17 protein-coding genes, 1 tRNA gene and 1 riboswitch are annotated in these 18,587 nt (G+C 45.7%); of the genes, 6 read left to right on the top strand and 12 right to left on the bottom strand.

The features are described 5' to 3' along the window. Nucleotides 1-100: 100 nt before the first annotated feature. A complete protein-coding gene (uvrD, locus tag AB4167_RS19010; RefSeq protein ID WP_372136904.1) occupies nt 101-2,275 on the bottom strand; it encodes a DNA helicase II in 2,175 nt (724 codons plus the stop codon). A gap of 264 nt (nt 2,276-2,539) precedes the next feature. Between uvrD and AB4167_RS19015 the strand changes: the two genes are divergently transcribed. From AB4167_RS19015 to AB4167_RS19030, 4 genes are all read left to right on the top strand, one after another. Next, on the top strand, nt 2,540-2,800 hold the full coding sequence (locus AB4167_RS19015; RefSeq protein WP_004736650.1) for a DUF2282 domain-containing protein: 261 nt from the start codon (nt 2,540-2,542) through the stop codon (nt 2,798-2,800). 64 nt (nt 2,801-2,864) lie between these two features. Next, the gene (locus AB4167_RS19020) at nt 2,865-3,725 is read left to right on the top strand and encodes a DUF692 domain-containing protein (RefSeq protein ID WP_372136905.1); all 861 of its coding nucleotides are present in this window, start codon (nt 2,865-2,867) and stop codon (nt 3,723-3,725) included. Next, nucleotides 3,722-4,489, top strand: coding sequence for a DNA-binding domain-containing protein (locus tag AB4167_RS19025; protein WP_372136906.1), 768 nt, complete (start codon nt 3,722-3,724; stop codon nt 4,487-4,489). The genes AB4167_RS19020 and AB4167_RS19025 overlap by 4 nt, the downstream gene beginning before the upstream one ends. 1 nt (nt 4,490) lies before the next feature. Next, nucleotides 4,491-4,949, top strand: a complete 459-nt coding sequence (locus AB4167_RS19030) for a DoxX family protein (protein WP_017061322.1) — start codon at nt 4,491-4,493, stop codon at nt 4,947-4,949. Between the two features lie 99 nt (nt 4,950-5,048). Here the strand turns inward: AB4167_RS19030 and AB4167_RS19035 are convergent, their stop codons facing one another. Then, nucleotides 5,049-5,330, bottom strand: coding sequence for a hypothetical protein (locus tag AB4167_RS19035; RefSeq protein ID WP_009848181.1), 282 nt, complete (start codon nt 5,328-5,330; stop codon nt 5,049-5,051). Nucleotides 5,331-5,432: 102 nt separating this feature from the next. Then, the gene (locus tag AB4167_RS19040) at nt 5,433-6,632 is read right to left on the bottom strand and encodes a multidrug effflux MFS transporter (RefSeq protein WP_029235524.1); all 1,200 of its coding nucleotides are present in this window, start codon (nt 6,630-6,632) and stop codon (nt 5,433-5,435) included. 101 nt (nt 6,633-6,733) lie between these two features. Between AB4167_RS19040 and AB4167_RS19045 the strand changes: the two genes are divergently transcribed. Together AB4167_RS19045 and AB4167_RS19050 are read left to right on the top strand one after the other, a co-directional pair. Further along, nucleotides 6,734-7,675: a LysR substrate-binding domain-containing protein gene (locus tag AB4167_RS19045; RefSeq protein WP_017061320.1), complete on the top strand. Its 942-nt coding sequence runs from the start codon at nt 6,734-6,736 to the stop codon at nt 7,673-7,675. A gap of 122 nt (nt 7,676-7,797) precedes the next feature. Beyond that, nucleotides 7,798-9,588 carry an aminopeptidase P family protein gene (locus tag AB4167_RS19050; protein WP_136982794.1) on the top strand — a complete coding sequence of 597 codons (1,791 nt, stop codon included), beginning with the start codon at nt 7,798-7,800 and terminating at the stop codon, nt 9,586-9,588. Nucleotides 9,589-9,738: 150 nt separating this feature from the next. Here the strand turns inward: AB4167_RS19050 and thiH are convergent, their stop codons facing one another. The 9 genes from thiH to AB4167_RS19095 form a co-directional block, all read right to left on the bottom strand. Continuing rightward, on the bottom strand, nt 9,739-10,866 hold the full coding sequence (gene thiH, locus AB4167_RS19055; protein ID WP_004736658.1) for a 2-iminoacetate synthase ThiH: 1,128 nt from the start codon (nt 10,864-10,866) through the stop codon (nt 9,739-9,741). A 7-nt stretch (nt 10,867-10,873) separates the two neighbouring features. Beyond that, the gene (locus AB4167_RS19060) at nt 10,874-11,638 is read right to left on the bottom strand and encodes a thiazole synthase (RefSeq protein WP_012605073.1); all 765 of its coding nucleotides are present in this window, start codon (nt 11,636-11,638) and stop codon (nt 10,874-10,876) included. Between the two features lie 2 nt (nt 11,639-11,640). Continuing rightward, complete coding sequence (gene thiS / locus AB4167_RS19065) at nt 11,641-11,850, bottom strand: sulfur carrier protein ThiS (protein WP_136982792.1); 210 nt, start codon at nt 11,848-11,850, stop codon at nt 11,641-11,643. Further along, nucleotides 11,847-12,629 carry a HesA/MoeB/ThiF family protein gene (locus AB4167_RS19070; RefSeq protein WP_017072447.1) on the bottom strand — a complete coding sequence of 261 codons (783 nt, stop codon included), beginning with the start codon at nt 12,627-12,629 and terminating at the stop codon, nt 11,847-11,849. Before AB4167_RS19070 ends, thiS begins: the two co-directional genes overlap by 4 nt. Beyond that, nucleotides 12,619-13,911 carry a thiamine phosphate synthase gene (locus AB4167_RS19075; RefSeq protein ID WP_136982791.1) on the bottom strand — a complete coding sequence of 431 codons (1,293 nt, stop codon included), beginning with the start codon at nt 13,909-13,911 and terminating at the stop codon, nt 12,619-12,621. The genes AB4167_RS19070 and AB4167_RS19075 overlap by 11 nt, the downstream gene beginning before the upstream one ends. Beyond that, a complete protein-coding gene (gene thiC, locus AB4167_RS19080) occupies nt 13,911-15,860 on the bottom strand; it encodes a phosphomethylpyrimidine synthase ThiC (protein ID WP_102333086.1) in 1,950 nt (649 codons plus the stop codon). Before thiC ends, AB4167_RS19075 begins: the two co-directional genes overlap by 1 nt. A 130-nt stretch (nt 15,861-15,990) precedes the next feature. Further along, nucleotides 15,991-16,089: riboswitch (TPP riboswitch) on the bottom strand. A gap of 62 nt (nt 16,090-16,151) precedes the next feature. Then, entirely contained in the window at nt 16,152-16,535 is a 384-nt protein-coding gene (gene crcB, locus AB4167_RS19085) for a fluoride efflux transporter CrcB (RefSeq protein ID WP_004736665.1), read from the bottom strand. A gap of 100 nt (nt 16,536-16,635) precedes the next feature. Beyond that, nucleotides 16,636-18,018, bottom strand: coding sequence for a multicopper oxidase family protein (locus tag AB4167_RS19090; RefSeq protein ID WP_136982790.1), 1,383 nt, complete (start codon nt 18,016-18,018; stop codon nt 16,636-16,638). A gap of 462 nt (nt 18,019-18,480) precedes the next feature. Further along, nucleotides 18,481-18,557, bottom strand: a tRNA-Trp gene (locus tag AB4167_RS19095). Nucleotides 18,558-18,587 lie beyond the last annotated feature (30 nt).

An 18,587-nucleotide genomic window follows, 5' to 3' on the forward strand; every position in this document is an offset into this window, starting at 1 on the left:
TATTATGACCGCTTAAAGCGGTACGCAATAAAAAAGAGCAGCCATTGGCTGCTCTTTTTGTTTTCAATAATGAACGGTTATTAGATGCTGAAGTAATAGATTAAAGCTGCTCTAAACGCGCGTAAGCCGTTACTAACCACTTAATCCCTTCACCATTAAACGCCACTTGAACTCGGCTTTGTGGGCCACTTCCTTCGAAGTTGATGATGGTGCCTTCACCAAACTTAGGGTGCTTCACGCGAGAGCCCAAGCTAAAGCCTGTTTCATTGAAGTTCTCTTTCACAGCGGTTTGGCTAAAGCGACCACTGCTTGCAGGGCGGCTGACTTGCGCTTTCATACGCACTTCATCCAGACAGGTTTCTGGCAGCTCACGAATAAAACGTGATGGCTTATGATATTTGTCCTGACCGTACAGACGACGCATCTCAGCATAAGTGATGTAAAGCTTCTCCATCGCACGGGTCATGCCTACGTAACACAGGCGACGCTCTTCTTCTAAACGCCCCGCTTCTTCGGCCGACATCTGGCTTGGGAACATGCCTTCTTCGACACCCACCATGAACACCATTGGAAACTCTAGGCCTTTAGCACTGTGCAAAGTCATTAACTGAACCGCATCGTCAAACTCATCGGCCTGACCTTCACCCGCTTCCAAAGCTGCGTGAGTTAAGAACGCCGTCAGCATGCTCATCTCATCCGCTTCTTCCGGCTTTTCAAACTGGCGCGTTGCCGTTACCAATTCTTCCAAGTTCTCGATACGTGCCTTCGACTTCTCACCCTTCTCTTGCTCGTACATAGCAAACAGACCCGACGATTTAATCACGTGGTCGGTTTGTTCATGCAGGCTAAGTTCTAGCGTGTCATCTTCAAGCGCATTAATCAGCTCGATAAAGCGACTCAATGCACCCGCAGCACGACCGGGTAGCACTTGCTCTTCTATCAAAGCAACACTTGCTTCCCACATGGTTGCACCACGATCACGAGCGGCAAGACGAATCGTTTCTAACGTTTTATCGCCCAAGCCACGCGTTGGCGTATTAACCACACGTTCAAACGCGGCATCATTACTGCGATTACTCATTAAGCGCATGTAGCTCAAGGCATCTCTGATTTCTTGACGCTCGAAGAATCGCATACCGCCGTAGATTCGGTAAGGTAGACCACCTTGAATCAAAGCTTCTTCAAGAACTCGAGATTGGGCGTTATTACGATAAAGCATCGCGGTATCTTCTAACGCACCGCCTTTCTCTTGCCACTCTTTGATTTTGCTAACCGTGAAACGTGCTTCATCTAACTCGTTATAAGCTGAGTACACAGAGATTGGCTCGCCATCGTTGCCATCAGTCCACAGCTCTTTACCCATACGCTCGGTGTTGTTCGAGATAAGCTCGTTCGACGCCTGCAGAATGGTTTTGGTTGAACGGTAGTTTTGTTCAAGTCGAACCGTCGAAGCACCTGGGAATTCATCCAAGAACTTCTGAATATTTTCGATCTTCGCACCACGCCAACCATAGATAGATTGGTCATCATCGCCTACGATCATCACGCGACAATCTGGGCCAGCCATCATGCGAAGCCAAGCGTATTGGATGTTGTTGGTATCTTGGAATTCGTCGACAAGGATATGCTTAAAGCGTGCTTGGTAGTGCTCTCGGATGTGTTTCTTATCGCGTAATAGCTCATGCGATCTCAGCAAGATTTCCGCAAAGTCGACCAAGCCAGCACGGTCACATGCTTCTTGGTAAGCAGAATAGATCTTTAACCACGTTTGAGTTATTGGATCATGGTAGGCGTCAATGTGACTTGGGCGTAATCCCTCGTCTTTCTTACCATTGATCCACCAAGAAGCTTGCTTGGCAGGCCACTGCTTTTCATCAAGGTTTTGCGCCTTGATTAAGCGGCGTAGCAAACGAATCTGATCATCAGAATCAATGATCTGGAAATCTTCTGGCAGTTTTGCATCTAGGTAGTGAGCACGAAGGATGCGGTGACAAATACCGTGGAAGGTGCCGTTCCACATGCCTGACGAACTACCCATCATCAACTCATCAATACGACCACGCATCTCTGCTGCCGCTTTGTTGGTGAAGGTAACCGACATAATAGAGAACGGCGATGCTTGCTCTACGCTTTGCAGCCAAGCAATACGATGCACCAACACTCGCGTTTTACCACTGCCTGCACCTGCCAGAATAAGTAGGTTTTCTAAAGGTGCCGCGACCGCCTCACGTTGTTTATCGTTTAGGCCATCGAGTAAAAGCGAAGGATCTATCATTGGATATGCTCACTACTGGGTATTTATACATAAAAGTTGATTATAACCTAAACACTAGGCTGCGTTTAGGATAATAAGAAGAAAAAACAATCAAAAATTAACATCATTAATTCAATTACTTAAGAGATGAAACATCATTAATGTTGATATTTTTTATAATGCCGTGAAATTATTTCCCGGTTGTTCCAATCCTTTTTAGTAAGCAAGTTAACAATCCATTAACCTGCGATATGAAAATACTATTAAGTCCTAGAGGGAATGACTATGAAAAATTCTAATCTTGCTGTTACAGCTGCAATCACAAGTGTACTAGCGTTCGGCGGTGCAGTTCTTACATCAGCACCTGCGGAAGCAGCAGCAAAAGAAAAATGCTACGGCGTGGCAAAAGCTGGCCAAAATGATTGTGCAACCAAAACAAGCTCATGTGCGGGTACAGCAAAAGAAGACAACCAATCCGATGCGTTCGTAGTCGTACCTAAAGGGCTATGTGGCAAATTATCAGGTGGTAACACTCAATCATCATAATTGAGCTGCTTAGTATGGTGAGCTGACACTCAGCTCACCTCCACTTCTTGTTAGGAGAATCGTTGTGACTCAAACTCTTCACCCCTACGCAGGGGTTGGCCTTAGAACACCGCACTTGGACTTCTTTAGCCAAAATCCAGCCTTAGTAAGTTGGTTAGAAGTTCACAGCGAAAACTACTTCTTACCCCATTCTTCACAGCGCCAACAACTCCGAGAGATTCGCAATCATCACCACATAAGCTGTCATGGTGTCGGGTTGTCTCTTGGTTCTGTTGAACGAATCAACCAACAGCACTTACTGCAACTCAAAACACTTATTGATGATATCGAACCCTTCCTGGTTTCTGATCATTTGAGTTGGAGCCAAACTGGCGGTCACTACTTCAATGACCTGCTACCACTACCTTATACCGAAGAAGCGTTGGACGTCTTCTGCCGTAACGTCATCGAGGTGCAAGACAATCTGCAGCGCCCAATGTTAATTGAGAACCCATCAAGCTACCTCGCTTTCAAGCATTCAACGATTCCAGAGTGGGAGTTTTTGGCTGAGGTACAAAAGCGTACTGAGTGTCGCCTACTGCTCGATTTCAATAATATTTTCGTCTCATCTTTTAATCATGGCTTTAGTTGTGAAGAGTACTTAAACGGAATACCAGCAGACAAAGTTGAAGAGATTCACTTGGCAGGTTTTACCAAAAAGAAGCTTGAACAAGGTGAGATCTGGATAGACACACACAGTAAACCTGTCTGTGACGAAGTGTGGAAACTCTACACTGACTGGGTTGCACAACATGGTTTGCGCCATACCTTGATTGAGTGGGATCTCGATATCCCAGAGCCACAAGTTTTATTGGCTGAAGCAACCAAAGCCAGTGATATCTTGTATCAACACGACAAGTTCAACCAAAGGAGTCGCGCCTCATGAGCCACTCCCTAGCAGAGGTTCAATTGGAGTTTGCTAACGCCCTACGCTATCAAAACAATGGTGAGTACTGCGACATAGTGAGCGACCATTTTACGGATGAACAGCTAATCCAGATTTACCGTAATAACTTTGTGATCAGCTTGAGCGAAGTTCTGGTAGCAACCTACCCACTCACTGAAATGTTGGTTGGTGAAGAGTGCTTCCAACAAATGGCTCGTCAACATGTCTTAAGTTACCCATCAACCTCTGGTGATGTCAGTGGTTACGGTGAACACTTTGAACAGACTATCCAAGCCTTTCCTGCCGTTATTGAGGCTGCACCTTATCTCGGTGAAGTGGCTTTGTATGAATGGCAGAAAGATAGCTTGGTAAGGTTTTCGTCACAAGCACATGTCGACCAGAGACCTCTTTCTTGCCTTGCAGATGTACCACAAGAGCAACAAGGCGCTTTAGTCTTTCATCTCAAAGATTCAATAACACTGATTCATTCTAGTTACACGATTATCGCGCTTGAACACGCCATCTATCAGCAGCAACTTGATGGGCTAGACATCAACCAAGCTGAATTTGGGGTGTTAATCCGAGCTGAGAATTCACAGGTTGAGAGCCATAGTTTGAGTGAAGAGAGCCACCAACTCCTCACTGAATTGCAATCAGGTCGAACACTCTCAGCAATCGATCCTTTATTACTACAACATCTGAATACTGTTATGGCGCTAAACGTCATCTCAGGTTTTTCAATCAATGCCGAATTGGAGGCATAACATGGATAACAACACAGTCACGAACATGATGGCTCAATACGACAGTTTGATTGAGAAATCACAGGCACTTTTTGTTCCAGTGCTTCTACTATTTTGTCGCCTTTGGGTGGCGTGGGTATTCTTTAATTCTGGACTCACCAAGATAGCTACTTGGGATAGCACGCTTTACTTGTTTGAATTGGAATACCAAGTGCCACTGCTACCTTGGGAATTGGCTGCTTACATGGGCACTGCCGCTGAGTTAATTCTACCGATGTTTTTAGCGCTCGGTTTATTAACACGACCTATGGCTGCGGTGTTGTTCGTTTTCAATATCATTGCTGTCGTGTCTTACCCTGTATTGTGGGATCAAGGCTTCTACGATCATCAGCTTTGGGGGTTAATGATTCTTATCGTTGTCGTGTGGGGCGCAGGACCATTCTCACTTGATAGAGTTTTGAAAGCGCAGTTCAGGAATTAAAATAAGTTTTCACCTCTTTTGAACTGCTAAAGCTAAATGCTACAGCCCAAACGCAAGAAACCACTCAATTGAGTGGTTTCTTTTTTAACTGGGATAAGCTTACTTATTTAGAAAAGCTTGTAGCTCTTCAGCAGAGATGCCTTGCTCTGCAAGTTCTTTTGCCAATAGCTGAACCTGCTCACCCTTACGAGACTCTACCACACGCTGAAATTGGTAAATGATATCTCGCAAAGTATCGATTGGAACTTGTTTTGCCGCACTGCGAATACGCTCTTCACTTTGGTTGCCTAGCTCTTTAAGCAGTTTACCAAACATGACCTTTTCAGGTGCATCTTCCATTTGTTCTAAGACGCGCGCCATTTCGTAGGTTGTTAATGACATTACAGTATTTTCCGTTGGGGACTAACGTTTCAATGAGTGACAAATATACCATGTTTTAACGTTTCGAAAACCGCCATTTGTATATTTTGTCACCCTTGTAACTTATGCCTTAGCAAACGTCGTGTGCCAAGACTTACCCGCTTTGCTCGCAAGCACTAATAACGCAGGAACAATCAGGAACATTTGCAGAGCAATCATCACTTGCGACGTTAAATCAAGACGTTGCATGGTACCCACAAGAAGCCCTGAACCGCTCATTTGGAACAAGCCAAGCAGCGCAGCAGCTGTACCCGCACGGTCACCGAAAGGTTCTAGAGCTTTACCTGCCGCAGCACCAAGAATCCAAGCAAAGCCAACTGACGATAAGAAGATCGGTAGCATGAACGCGATTGGAGTAGCGTGCTCAGCAAGCACCAACATAATCACACCCGCTAAGCCCAGCGTCGAGATACCAACCACCAGTGCTTTATAGGTACCAAAACGGTCCATAAATTTAGGTGCAGTAAACGCAGCTGCAATGTTGATGGCCGCATTAACACCAAACCAGAAAGTAAACTCTTTCATGGTCAGGCCTAGGTTTTCCATCAACACAACTGGTGCAGAGGTTACATAAGCGAGGATAACCGCCATCGCCATCAGACACAAGGTTGCGTGGAAAAGGAATGATGGTGTTTTCAATACTGACCAGTATCGCTCAAGCTTGAATACCGCAACCTTTTCTGTCGCAGGGTTAGACTCTTTCATTTGGAAGAATAAGATAGTGCCAACAACGACAGCAAAGCCTGCCATAAAGCTAAAGTTCGAGCGCCAACCAAATTGATGTGTTAACCAAGCGCCAAGAATGGGTGCCAAAGCAGGAATAAAACAGATTGCACCATTAAGGTAGCTGATCATACGGCCACTCTTCTCTGGGCCAAATAGATCGCGAACCGTTGCAAAGGCTGCTACAGAAGTCGCACAAGCTCCTAAGCCTTGTAGCAGCCGAGCCATTAGCATCATATCAATCGATTGAGCTGCCCACGCCAAGCAAGCACTCAATGCATAGATACTAACACCTCCCAATGCAACGGTTCGACGTCCTAGCTTATCAGCCAAAGGGCCAGCAAATAATTGCCCGACACCCATGGCGAATAAAAACCAGGTAATCGTATCTTGTGCTAGTGCATGTTCCACGTGAAACGCTGTCGAAATTTGTGGCAGAGCTGGTAGGTAGATATCAATAGCCAGAGGGCTAAATAAAACCAACATTGCCAATAAAGCAACCTGCAGTTTACTAGGGGTTGGAAGCGCGTTAGAAGGCACAAGATTCTCCGAATGAGTTAATTTAGGTGCATAATAACCAACTAAAGATATGAACAAAAATGGCATATACTCATTAGCATTATTCCAAATAGGAAACTCATATGAATATTGAGAAACTATCGCGCCTCGACCTCAATCTATTAGTTTGCTTGCAGGTGCTGATGGAAGAGCTAAGTGTGACTCGCACCGCCCACCGATTGTGCCTAAGCCAGTCAGCGGTTAGTAAGTCATTGGCCAAACTTCGTGAGCAATTTAATGATCCCCTTTTCACGCGAAGTGCTCATGGTCTGCGACCAACACCAAAGGCGGTCTTTCTCAAACCTCGATTAGAAACGCTGATCAACCAACTTGATGTGCTCACCCAACCAGAGACCTTCATTCCCAACAACAGTGACCACAGTTTTCACATTGCGGCTGTTGAGAGCGTTTACCCACTTATTCTTCCCCACTTTTTACCAGCGATATTTCGACAAGCCCCTAAGGTGAATATCAACACCCACGCTTGGACGGAGCAAACCTTTAAGAAGCTGCAGCTCGGTGAGCTCGATATCGGACTCACAGGTAAAGACATCGACATCAACGACGCACGTTTAACTATGCTGCCGCCAGATGATATTTGCGAGCAAGAGATCTACCGTGACGCGCAGATGTGTGTGCTAAGACGCAACCACCCCGCTCTGAATGGCAAATGGGATCTGGAAACCTACCTTGCACAGCGTCATGTACAAGTAAGATGTGATGGTAACGATCGTTGGCTGCTCGACTATAAGCTTGCCGACCTTGGTCACCAACGTGATATCGCTATTTCTGTTCCAGACTTCAATAGCGCCGCAAGCCTATGTACCTACACCGACTTTGTGTTTACTGCACCAAGCCACTTTACTTACCTCGTCGCCAAGCAACTCGACTTAGTGGTTGTCCCTTTACCGATGGAATTCCCACCGATGGCATACACTCTGTTTTGGCACCGTGACAGAGAAAATGACCCAGCGTTAACTTGGCTACGAGATATCATCAAAGAAAAAACTCTGCACCTTAGATAAAAATGGCGTACAGCGTTTGCAGCAAACGAACAAAAGCGCTAGCTTATTGACCTAATAAGTCCCCTCGCATGTATATCGACTGTGAGTGTTAACAAGGACCCTAACAATAAGGATAAACACAGATGCACAATATCACTGCTGAACGCGTTGCTGCGGTTCGAGCTTGGCTTGAAACAAACAACCTAGATGCCGTTATCATTCCACATGAAGACGAATATCTAGGTGAATACGTTCCTGCTCATAACGAGCGACTTCACTGGTTAACAGGTTTCACTGGCTCTGCTGGTGCGGCAGTTATCACTCGTGAGAACGCTGCTATTTTTGTTGATGGTCGCTACACGGTTCAGGTTCGTAAGCAGGTACCAGCAGAGTTATTTGAGTATCGCCACCTTATTGAAGAGCCGGCTTTAGATTGGATCACCAGTTCTCTAGCACAAGGCAGCAAGGTTGCATTCGACCCACGCATGCACACTGCTGCTTGGTTGAAAGGCGCTCAAGCTAAACTGGCAGAGAAAGTTGAACTAACAACACTATCTTCGAATCCAATTGATGAGCTTTGGTCTGATCGTCCTGAGCCGGTGGTATCTGATGTTCGCTTAATGGCAACAGACGCAGTAGGCCAATCAAGTGAAAGCAAACGTGCGGAGATTGCTGGCTTACTAAAAGCCAAAGGTGCTGATGCCGCTATCCTTACGGAACTCGATTCGATCTGTTGGTTGCTTAACATTCGCGGCTTGGACGTATCTCGCCTACCTGTTGTGTTATCCAATGCGATCATCCACGCCGATGAAAGCGTCGACTTCTTCCTAGACCCAGCTCGTATTCCTACGGGCTTTGAAGCACACGTTGGCAATGGTATTCGCGTATCTCACCCATCAGAGCTTGAAGCACGCCTTCAATCTTTGGAAAGCAAAAATGTATCTGTCGATTCAGGTACCAGTAACGCTTGGTACACGCTGGTTCTACAAAACTCTGGTGCTCATATCATTGAAGCAGCAGACCCATGCCTAATGCCAAAAGCAGCAAAGAATGAAACTGAAATTGCCGGCATGAAAGCGTGTCACATTCGTGATGGTGTTGCGATGGCGAAGTTCCTATCTTGGATTGATGCAGAAGTCACGCAAGGTAATCTGCACAATGAAGCTGTGCTAGCAGACAAAGTTCAATCATTCCGCGAACAAGACCCAACGCTGATGGACCTAAGTTTTGACACGATTTCAGCAGCAGGCGGCAACGCAGCAATGTGTCACTACAACCACGAGAACCAACCTGAACCGGGTCAGTTAGAGATGAATACTCTGTACCTAGTCGATTCAGGCGGTCAGTACTTAGATGGCACAACGGACATTACTCGTACTATCGCGATTGGCCAACCAAGTGACGAAATGATTCAACAATTCACTCTCGCACTTAAAGGTCACATTGGCATTGCACGTGCACGTTTCCCTCAGGGTACTCGTGGTTTCCAACTGGATATCCTAGCGCGTCAGCACTTATGGGCAGAAGGCTTCGACTACGACCACGGTACTGGTCACGGTGTTGGTCATTTCCTAAGTGTTCATGAAGGACCGCAAAGCATCTCTAAGAAGCTGATCGACGTACCTCTAGTTGAAGGTATGGTGTTATCGAACGAGCCGGGTTACTACCGTGCTGATGAATTTGGTATCCGCATCGAAAACCTAGAGCTCGTGGTTGAACTGCCAACTCAAGGTGATTTCTCAGTACTAACCTTTGAGTCACTAACACGTTGCCCTATCGATAAGCGCAACATCAATGTTGATTTGCTAACACGACCTGAACTGGCATGGCTGAACGACTACCATCAGAAAGTTTGGAACGACGTTAGCCCATTAGTTGAAGGTGATACATTGGAATGGTTACGCCAATCAACCACTCCATTGGCTCACGCTTAATGCTTCGCTAAGCTGTTAACTGAACCAAAATGAGCTTGCTAGGTTAATAAGTTAAATAGCAAATAGCAAAACGGCTACCCAAAGGTAGCCGTTTTTATTTGCCTGTATCATTACATCGATGTTTCACGTGGAACATCAACCAAACATTGATTAACCAGAATAGGCACTGTGCCAATCACGCCACACTGGGTCGAAACCACGCTGACGAATCATAGACTCAACATCAGCAGCACTTCTCTCGTCACTGATCTCAAACTGCTCGAGTTCTTCCTCACCCGAAGCATAACCACCGGGTTGGGTTTTCGAAGCTGCCGACATACTGGTGATACCCAAAGGCAACACGTTATCGCGGAAGGTTGCCGATTCACGGGTCGAAAGGGATAACTCGACCTCAGGGTTCAAGAGTCGATATGCGCAGATAAGCTGAACCAGCTGTTTATCGTTCATGATTGATTTAGGCTGTAATCCACCACCAGAGTCCCCACCCTCACACGGACGAAGACGTGGGAATGAAATCGAGTAACGTGTTTGCCAATAAGTACGCTCTAAGTAATCTAAGTGGGCAGCAACAAAAAAGCAGTCGGTTCGCCAATCTTCCAAACCAATCAAGGCACCAATACCTATCTTATCGATCCCCGCTTTTGCCAAGCGATCTGGGGTTTCAAGACGGTATTCAAAATCCATTTTATTGCCACGTAGATGATGCTCAGCGTAAGTTCTTGGCTGATAAGTCTCTTGGTAAACCATAACAGCATCTAGGCCGAGAGTTTTAAGCTCTGCGTAATCATGTTGATCAAGCGGCTGCACTTCCATCGCAAGGTAGTTGAATTGCTTTTTGATATTCGGCAACACCTGTCGAAAGTAATTCATCCCGACCTTAGTTTCATGTTCACCGGTGACTAACAAAACGCTATCGAACTTCATCTTTTTGATAGCCGCACTTTCGGCATCAATTTCATCCAAAGTAAGCGTGCGGCGTTTGATACGGTTCTCCATTGAAAAACCACAATACGTACACGCGTTAGCGCACAGGTTAGATAGGTACAAAGGAATATAAAGCGACATCGTATTGCCAAATCGCTTGCGAGTTAGTGCCAACGATTGTTGTGCCATCTGCTCTAAGTAAGGTTCTGCCGCCGGAGAGATCAGAGCCTTAAAGTCTTCTAAGTCACGTTTGGGTTTACTCAGAGCACGTTCAACATCCGCTGCCGTTTTACTGAAGATAGACATACCAATGTCATCCCAGTTGAGCTGTTTAAATCGATCAACAAACGTCATAGCAATACTACTCGTCTAGGAATGAAGTTAACGGGCTCGAAGCAACCGCGTGAGATACTTTTCCTGCAAGTCCAGCAAGGTAAGCCATACGCCCCGCTTCAACTGCCAACTTAAACGCAATTGCCATTTCAACAGGCTGTTGAGAAGCAGCAATTGCGGTATTCACTAACACAGCGTCTGCGCCCATTTCCATTGCACGAGCAGCATGAGATGGCGCACCAATACCAGCGTCAACAATCACAGGGACGTTCGCTTGGTCGATAATAATCTCTAAGAAGTCCGCCGAAGCAATACCTTTGTTCGACCCAATCGGCGCACCTAACGGCATAACCGCAGCACAACCCACCTCTTCCAATCGTTTACACAACACTGGGTCAGCATGACAGTAAGGCAACACAACAAAGCCATCTTTAACCAGTTGCTCAGCCGCTTTTAATGTCTCAATTGGGTCTGGCATCAAGTACTTTGGATCTGGGTGAATTTCCAGTTTGAGCCAATTTGTGCCTAGCGCTTCGCGAGCCAAATGTGCAGCAAAGATGGCATCCTTCGCGTTCTTAGCCCCAGAGGTATTTGGTAGCAAGTTCACGCCAGCATCAATGATGGGCTGTAAAATATCATCTTGCTCAGAGCGAATATCAACCCTCTTCAACGCCATAGTCGCCAGTTGAGAACCGGAAGCTTCGATAGCGCTCGCCATCAAGTGCTTATTCGCGAACTTGCCTGTTCCAGTGAAGAGTCGGGATTGAAACGTTTTATCTGCGATAGTTAACATGGTTAGCCTCCTGCAATGGCTTGGAAAAGAGAAATAGCATCGCCTTCATTGACGACCGTTTGTTGCCACTGACTACGCGGGACAACCGCATTATTGATAGCAAAGACACAGCCTAGATCGGGCAATGAGAGCGCTTGGATGATATCCGCTAGAGACGACGATTGTGCGACCTGTTCTAGTTGCTCATTGATAGAGATCGTTATATTGCTCATTGGGTTTCTTCTTCTAAATAGTTAACTGTAGATGTGCAGCAAACGGGGCATTCACTATCTTGAGTGACACTTAAGTTTTGCCAGTTCATCGTCTGGCCATCAAACAGTTTGAGTTGATGTGTTGCAACTTGGAACTCGCCAGTGCTAAGGCGTTGAATAGCAGCCAGTGCTTGGAGGTTACCTATAGTGCCAACGACTGGGCCGATGATGCCGCTATCGCTACAACGTGTCGTTTGTGGATGATGACTGAACGGGAACAAACAGTGATAGCACCCTTTCTGCTTCTGATAATCAAAAACAATAAATTGACCTTTCCAGCCGATCGCAGAACCAGAAATCAAAGGCGTACTACTGCCGAAACATGCTTGGTTAACCTGTTGGCGTGACTCAAAGTTATCAGTACAATCCAACACCAAATCAGCGAGCATCACCTCAAGCTCAAGCTGGCTTTGAGTCATTCGCTTATTGATGGTTCTCACTTGGCTTCGACCATTAAGCTCGCTCAGTTGTTGCTTCAGAGCTTCAACCTTAGGTGAACCTAACTGACTTTCCTTGAACGCTACCTGTCGTTGCAGGTTAGACGAATCCACACAGTCATCATCAACCAATACTATTTTCCCGATACCGGAAGCCGCAAGATAGAGAGCTGCTGCATTGCCTAAGCCACCACAACCGATGACCAACACATGGCTGTCTAATAAATTTCGTTGCCCTTGCTCACCCACTTCAGGTAGTGCGAGTTGTCGTTGATAACGAATGAATTCGAAATCACTCAGCATGACTTAGCTCCTGAGTTACCTCATTAGCAGCACTTGTAGAACTGTCAGCCATTAATGCTTCGAAGAACTCAATCACTTGTTTTGGGTCTTCGGCTAACGTAATCGCACGCACAACAGCAAGGCTCGATACCCCACACCTCCACACCTGTGCAGCAGTCGACTGGTCAATTCCACCAATCGCAACCGTCGGATAACCGGTCAGTTCTTCTGTGTATGGGATAGTATCAATCAGCTGCTGATAGAGAGATAAACGCACAAGCCCTTGAGGCTTCGATGGCATCTGCTTAGTGGTGGTTGGGAAAATATGCCCCAGCGCAATATAACTTGGGTTGATTTGCACAATACGTAGCAACTCGTAATAACCATGAGTCGATAGACCGATCTTAATACCAGCTTGGCTCAGTTGAGATAGGTTGGATTCTTCGATGTCCTCTTGACCTAAATGAACACCAAAAGCATCATGCTTGAGTGCTAATTGCCAATAGTCATTGATAAAAACCTGAGCGTTGTGCTCTCTACCAAGTTCGATAGATCGTGCGATTTGTTGTTCTAAATCTGCTTGCTCCGGGTTCTTAATACGCAATTGAGCTGTCTTGATTCCAAGCTTGAGTAGCCTTTCGATCCACTCAACATCGTCAACCACTGGGTATAGTCCTAGGCTACTCTTACTCAGTTCAGGGAACGAAAGTGATGTTCCTTGGTGCGCCCAACCAACACTAATATCCAGTCGCTCATCTTCGAGAACGGGAATAGGAAAGTTTTGATAGTTTGCTGGCCATGTTCCACGTGAAACATTAGATGCTGCGCGAGCCAAAACCAGTGCATCTTCTAATGGGAACTCCAACGCCAACAAAGTAAGTAACCAAGCAAAGTGGCCACGACTATCTAACTCCTGATGAGTTGGAGTTTCACTCTTGATAGCACGATTAGCATCTAGCTGTGACCAGATATCCAATACAGCTGAGTCACCTAAGGCGCCGATATAGATGGTATTCGGAGTTTGTTCCAAGGCATAGCGGATATCAGCAAGCGCCACTGAATGACTGTAATCAACGATATGAGCAAGCTCACTTGAGCGACACTCCGCCAATGAATCAACATCATGAGCAAAACCAATAGATAACGCTTGCTGACCATCAACGATAGAGAAGCATTGAGTTGGGCTTACACCCAACTCAACTGCATCGGTTGCCAAGCCTTGTCGCTTAGCAACCAATAGACAGCTTTGCACCTCTCCCGTTAACTCAATATATTGAGATGGGATCAGAATTTTCACTGTCATTATTCCTCTAATTGAGCTTCTTTTGCGCCTACTGCAGGGTGATAAAGTTCAGAGCCAGTATCACGGAACTCTTGTGATTTCTGACGCATCCCTTCCAACGGATTATCAAGCATCTTAATTTCTATAGCCTGATCAGCAGCCACTTGTTCCGTGTCTTTCGCGTACTCTCGAACTTCTTGAGAGATCTTCATTGAACAGAATTTAGGGCCACACATTGAGCAGAAGTGAGCAACCTTCCCCGACTCTTGCGGTAAGGTTTCATCATGGAAAGAGCGCGCAGTTTCCGGATCAAGAGCTAGGTTGAATTGGTCTTCCCAACGGAATTCAAAACGTGCCTTTGATAAAGCGTTATCTCGGATTTGTGCACCCGGATGTCCTTTAGCCAAGTCTGCAGCGTGTGCAGCCAGCTTGTAAGTAATCAGGCCAGTCTTCACATCTTCTTTGTTTGGTAAGCCTAGATGCTCTTTAGGGGTTACATAACAGAGCATCGCACAGCCGTACCAACCAATCATGGCCGCGCCAATTCCAGAGGTAATGTGGTCATAACCGGGGGCAATATCGGTAGTCAATGGACCTAATGTATAGAAAGGTGCTTCATGGCAATGCTCTAACTGCTCGTCCATGTTCTCTTTAATTAGGTGCATTGGTACATGTCCAGGGCCTTCAATGATCACCTGCACGTCGTATTCCCAAGCCACTTTAGTTAACTCACCTAGAGTACGTAACTCCGAGAACTGAGCCTCATCATTGGCATCTGCAATAGAGCCAGGACGTAGGCCGTCACCTAGTGACAAAGCCACATCGTACTTCGCACAGATCTCACAGATCTCGCGGAAGTGTGTGTATAGGAAGCTTTCTTGGTGATGTGCAAGACACCATTTCGCGATAATAGAGCCACCACGAGAAACAATACCTGTCACACGCTTAGCCGTCATAGGAACATAACGAAGAAGCAAACCAGCATGGATAGTGAAGTAATCAACACCCTGCTCTGCTTGTTCAATCAAAGTATCGCGCATCACTTCCCAGTTAAGGTCTTCGGCTACGCCATTCACTTTCTCAAGCGCCTGATACATAGGAACCGTACCAATCGGCACTGGGCTATTACGTAGGATCCATTCACGAGTCTCGTGGATATTACGGCCAGTAGAAAGATCCATTACGGTATCGCCGCCCCAGCGAGTCGACCATACTAGCTTCTCAACTTCTTCTTCAATCGAAGAGCTTACAGAAGAGTTACCGATATTGGCGTTCACTTTCACTAAGAAGTTTCGGCCAATAATCATAGGTTCTGATTCTGGGTGGTTGATGTTTGAAGGGATGATAGCTCGGCCTTCAGCTACCTCTTTACGCACGAACTCAGGGGTAATTTCTTTTGGCAGGTTTGCGCCAAAGTTATGGCCTGGGTGTTGGTGATTAAGCTGTTCATCAGCGAACTTCTGACGCCCCATGTTCTCACGTATCGCAATGTACTCCATCTCAGGAGTGATAATTCCCTGACGAGCATAATGCAGTTGAGTTACACATTGGTCGCCAGTAGCGCGACGAATTCGAGGCAGGTTTCCGTAACGAAGGTCGTCTAGGGTTTCATCTTCTAAACGTTCTTTGGTGTAAACAGAGCTTACATCATCGAGCAATTCCGTATCACCACGCTCTTCAATCCATTGCTCTCGCAACTTAGGAAGGCCACTATAAAGGTCTATTTCATGCGTAGGATCGGTATAAACACCTGAGGTGTCGTAGACATGAATTGGCTCATTAGGTTCGAATACAGGCTCTTTTTTGCTGCCACCAACAAGGCTATCTGCGAGGGATATTTCTCGGACAGGGACTTGAATGTCCGCTCGAGACCCTTGGATGTAAGCTTTTTTTGAGTTTGGATAAGGTTGTACAGATAAAGAATCAATGAAATTCTTCGCTTCCAGTCTTGCTTGTTTACGACTCGACATAGCATTTTTCCTTGGCTTTTAGCCATTATTTATAGGGATAAAAATGCTTGACGGATAAGATGCTACAAGAGGGATCACAGCAAGAAAATGCAGTTGTGATCTGGAGATAGATCTCTAGAAGGATTCTAGTTAGATATCTACTCTTGTTCCCTTCGCAGGTATTAGCCTGATCAGGTTCAACGGATCCCGAGTTAACGGTCTCAGCCATATGGCACTCCGACAAGTACGATCGAGTATATAAAAACGGCTTGGATAAACCAAGCCGAGTTGTTAACAAATCGTAAGAAAGTTTTAAGACTTTATCAGAAGTTGGAAGCCGATCCATGCGGCTGAAATACTGAGAACCACATTGAGCAGTACATTGAGCCCCATCTTGAAGAACGCACCCTGCTGCATAAGAAGCACGTTATCCATCGAAAACGTAGAAAATGTCGTCAGGGCTCCAAGGAAACCAAGACCGATAATTTGTCTCCACGGCTCCGTCGCAACCATCTCATTTTCAAACGCGGCGATGAGCAATCCCATAATCAAAGAGCCAATTACGTTAACAGTCAGCGTACCGTAAGGAAAACCACGCCCTAACATCACAACGCATAACTCTGAAATCAAGTAACGTGAACAAGCACCAAACGCGCCACCGATGGCGATAAAACCTAGAATAGATAACTGACCCATGAATCCTCCCAAACAATAATCCCTATATTCTAGCTTTAACGCCGATAAAAGCGAGGGTAGAAACTAAGAATGCATGCGCAAATATTAAACGTTACAGGTGTCACTTAACTTCAATATATCCCATCAAACCCGTTTTCATGTGTTCTATAACATGACAATGATACATCCAGCGGCCAGGGTTGTCGGCTACAAATGCAGCTTTAGCTCGGCCATTTTTTCCAAGTAACACTGTATCAGTATGGAAAGGTTCTTCAACTTTCTTCCCATCAAGTTCCAATACAGTGAATGTATGACCGTGAATATGGATCGGGTGATGGTATTGGGTGACGTTCTTTAGATCGAATATGTAAGTATTACCTAACTCTAAAGTCGTCAACGGCTCAGGAATATTGTCTTTGCTCATTCCTTCCCATGATCTTTTATTAGTAAGCCAAAACTTAGGCATCGATTTCCCATTTTTAGAAACTGGTGATACCGCACCTTCCCACTCGAACACAAAATCGATCTCTTCAGCATTAGCAAGATCTAGATTAGGTACTGGGTTAAGAGGTAGCAATGGCAATAAACGCCCTTCAGTAAGGGGGGAACCTACTACCTCGAACTCACATAAAGAGAAAGGAAAGCGGCCCTTCATTTGAAGAACATTAACTCGCTCGCCTACTTTGGGCGCTATCAGTCCAATATCCACACGCATCCCTGGGCCGATTTTATGTTGAGTCAGTTTATATGGCGTCTTTACAGGGTTACCATCAATGGCAATCACCCATGCCTCAGCCCCTTCGACAGCAATAGGATAAGTGATCGTATTATCGACATTCGCGATACGCAGTCGAGTCGTTGCGTGCTGCTTTAATTGGTATATAGGTTCATGAACACCATTGACGCTACTCCACTCTCCTGGAGTACCCATACGAGCACTTAGTCGTGGAATCATTAAGTCTTTCCATTGACCCTGTTTATCGATGTGCCAATGCTTAAGCATCAGTGCATGCTCTTCATCAAACTGCACTGGAATATTCTCTTCTACGATAATAAGACCAACTAAGCCCATACCAAGCTGCTTCACACTATTCATGTGTGGGTGATACCAAAATGTGCCAGCATCTGGCGGCGTAAACTCATAAATGAATGTTTCACCTGGCATGATCGGTGGCTGACTTAAGAAGGGAACCCCATCCATTTCGATAGGAATTCTTAAACCATGCCAATGAATAGTCGTCGGCTCTGATAGCTTATTCGTAAAGCGGATCGTGACCTTTTCACCCTGCCGACATCGAATCGTCGGAGCAGGGATCTGCCCATTAAAGGCTAAAACATTGGTATTAAATCCCGCCACCAACTCAGCTGTTGAAGGTTCTGCCGTTAAGTCATAAACATACATTCCTTGCTCATCAACTGACCGGTTAATTGAGCAAGCGGGTAGAACAGTGAGTGCTGATATAGCGAGAGATGATTGAATAAACTTACGACGGGAGATATCCATATTCGTTGCCTTTTAGTAATAACGACCAAAATGTAACAAAATATTGAGAATAATTCTCATAAAGAAGTGGGGGTTGTGCTGTTGATTGTTTATAAAAGAGGCTGGGATAAGTGAACACTTACCTTTCTAAGGTCAAATATAGTCTAAGGTAAGAAATATCAGCTTAAATATCCCACATATAGAAAGCCAAAAGACCTTCCTGTTCGACTAGATCTTCGAACTACTACGGAAGCGTGAAGGTTCGAATATCAACATATCCAAATTAGAAGAATTAGGTAAAACCATTATAAGTCGAAGCTAATAAAAAGGCTCCAGCATTTCTGCTGGAGCCTTATATATGACAGGGGTGGACTGAGCCGGCACTCCGGAGATTCGACCGGGCTGGCGTTCCAGCTCACGACATTGCTTCGTAGAAGCAACAGATGCAAAAAAGCCTCAGCATTTCTGCTGAGGCTTCGTATATGGCAGGGGTGGAGAGATTCGAACTCCCAACACGCGGATTTGGAATCCGCTGCTCTGCCAATTGGAGCTACACCCCTAAAACTTTTCATTACTTCAGATTCGAAAAA

The sequence above is a fragment of the Vibrio sp. 10N.286.49.E11 genome (assembly GCF_041469505.1).
Taxonomy (GTDB): Bacteria; Pseudomonadota; Gammaproteobacteria; order Enterobacterales; family Vibrionaceae; genus Vibrio; species Vibrio crassostreae_C.

Excerpts from the sequence above, each read along its gene's own strand:
- uvrD (WP_372136904.1), bottom strand. The coding sequence starts at position 2,275 with ATGATAGATCCTTCGCTTTTACTCGATGGCCTAAACGATAAACAACGT.
- AB4167_RS19015 (WP_004736650.1), top strand. The coding sequence starts at position 2,540 with ATGAAAAATTCTAATCTTGCTGTTACAGCTGCAATCACAAGTGTACTA.
- AB4167_RS19025 (WP_372136906.1), top strand. The coding sequence starts at position 3,722 with ATGAGCCACTCCCTAGCAGAGGTTCAATTGGAGTTTGCTAACGCCCTA.
- AB4167_RS19030 (WP_017061322.1), top strand. The coding sequence starts at position 4,491 with ATGGATAACAACACAGTCACGAACATGATGGCTCAATACGACAGTTTG.
- AB4167_RS19035 (WP_009848181.1), bottom strand. The coding sequence starts at position 5,330 with ATGTCATTAACAACCTACGAAATGGCGCGCGTCTTAGAACAAATGGAA.
- AB4167_RS19045 (WP_017061320.1), top strand. The coding sequence starts at position 6,734 with ATGAATATTGAGAAACTATCGCGCCTCGACCTCAATCTATTAGTTTGC.
- AB4167_RS19050 (WP_136982794.1), top strand. The coding sequence starts at position 7,798 with ATGCACAATATCACTGCTGAACGCGTTGCTGCGGTTCGAGCTTGGCTT.
- thiH (WP_004736658.1), bottom strand. The coding sequence starts at position 10,866 with ATGACGTTTGTTGATCGATTTAAACAGCTCAACTGGGATGACATTGGT.
- AB4167_RS19060 (WP_012605073.1), bottom strand. The coding sequence starts at position 11,638 with ATGTTAACTATCGCAGATAAAACGTTTCAATCCCGACTCTTCACTGGA.
- thiS (WP_136982792.1), bottom strand. The coding sequence starts at position 11,850 with ATGAGCAATATAACGATCTCTATCAATGAGCAACTAGAACAGGTCGCA.
- AB4167_RS19070 (WP_017072447.1), bottom strand. The coding sequence starts at position 12,629 with ATGCTGAGTGATTTCGAATTCATTCGTTATCAACGACAACTCGCACTA.
- AB4167_RS19075 (WP_136982791.1), bottom strand. The coding sequence starts at position 13,911 with ATGACAGTGAAAATTCTGATCCCATCTCAATATATTGAGTTAACGGGA.
- thiC (WP_102333086.1), bottom strand. The coding sequence starts at position 15,860 with ATGTCGAGTCGTAAACAAGCAAGACTGGAAGCGAAGAATTTCATTGAT.
- crcB (WP_004736665.1), bottom strand. The coding sequence starts at position 16,535 with ATGGGTCAGTTATCTATTCTAGGTTTTATCGCCATCGGTGGCGCGTTT.
- AB4167_RS19090 (WP_136982790.1), bottom strand. The coding sequence starts at position 18,018 with ATGGATATCTCCCGTCGTAAGTTTATTCAATCATCTCTCGCTATATCA.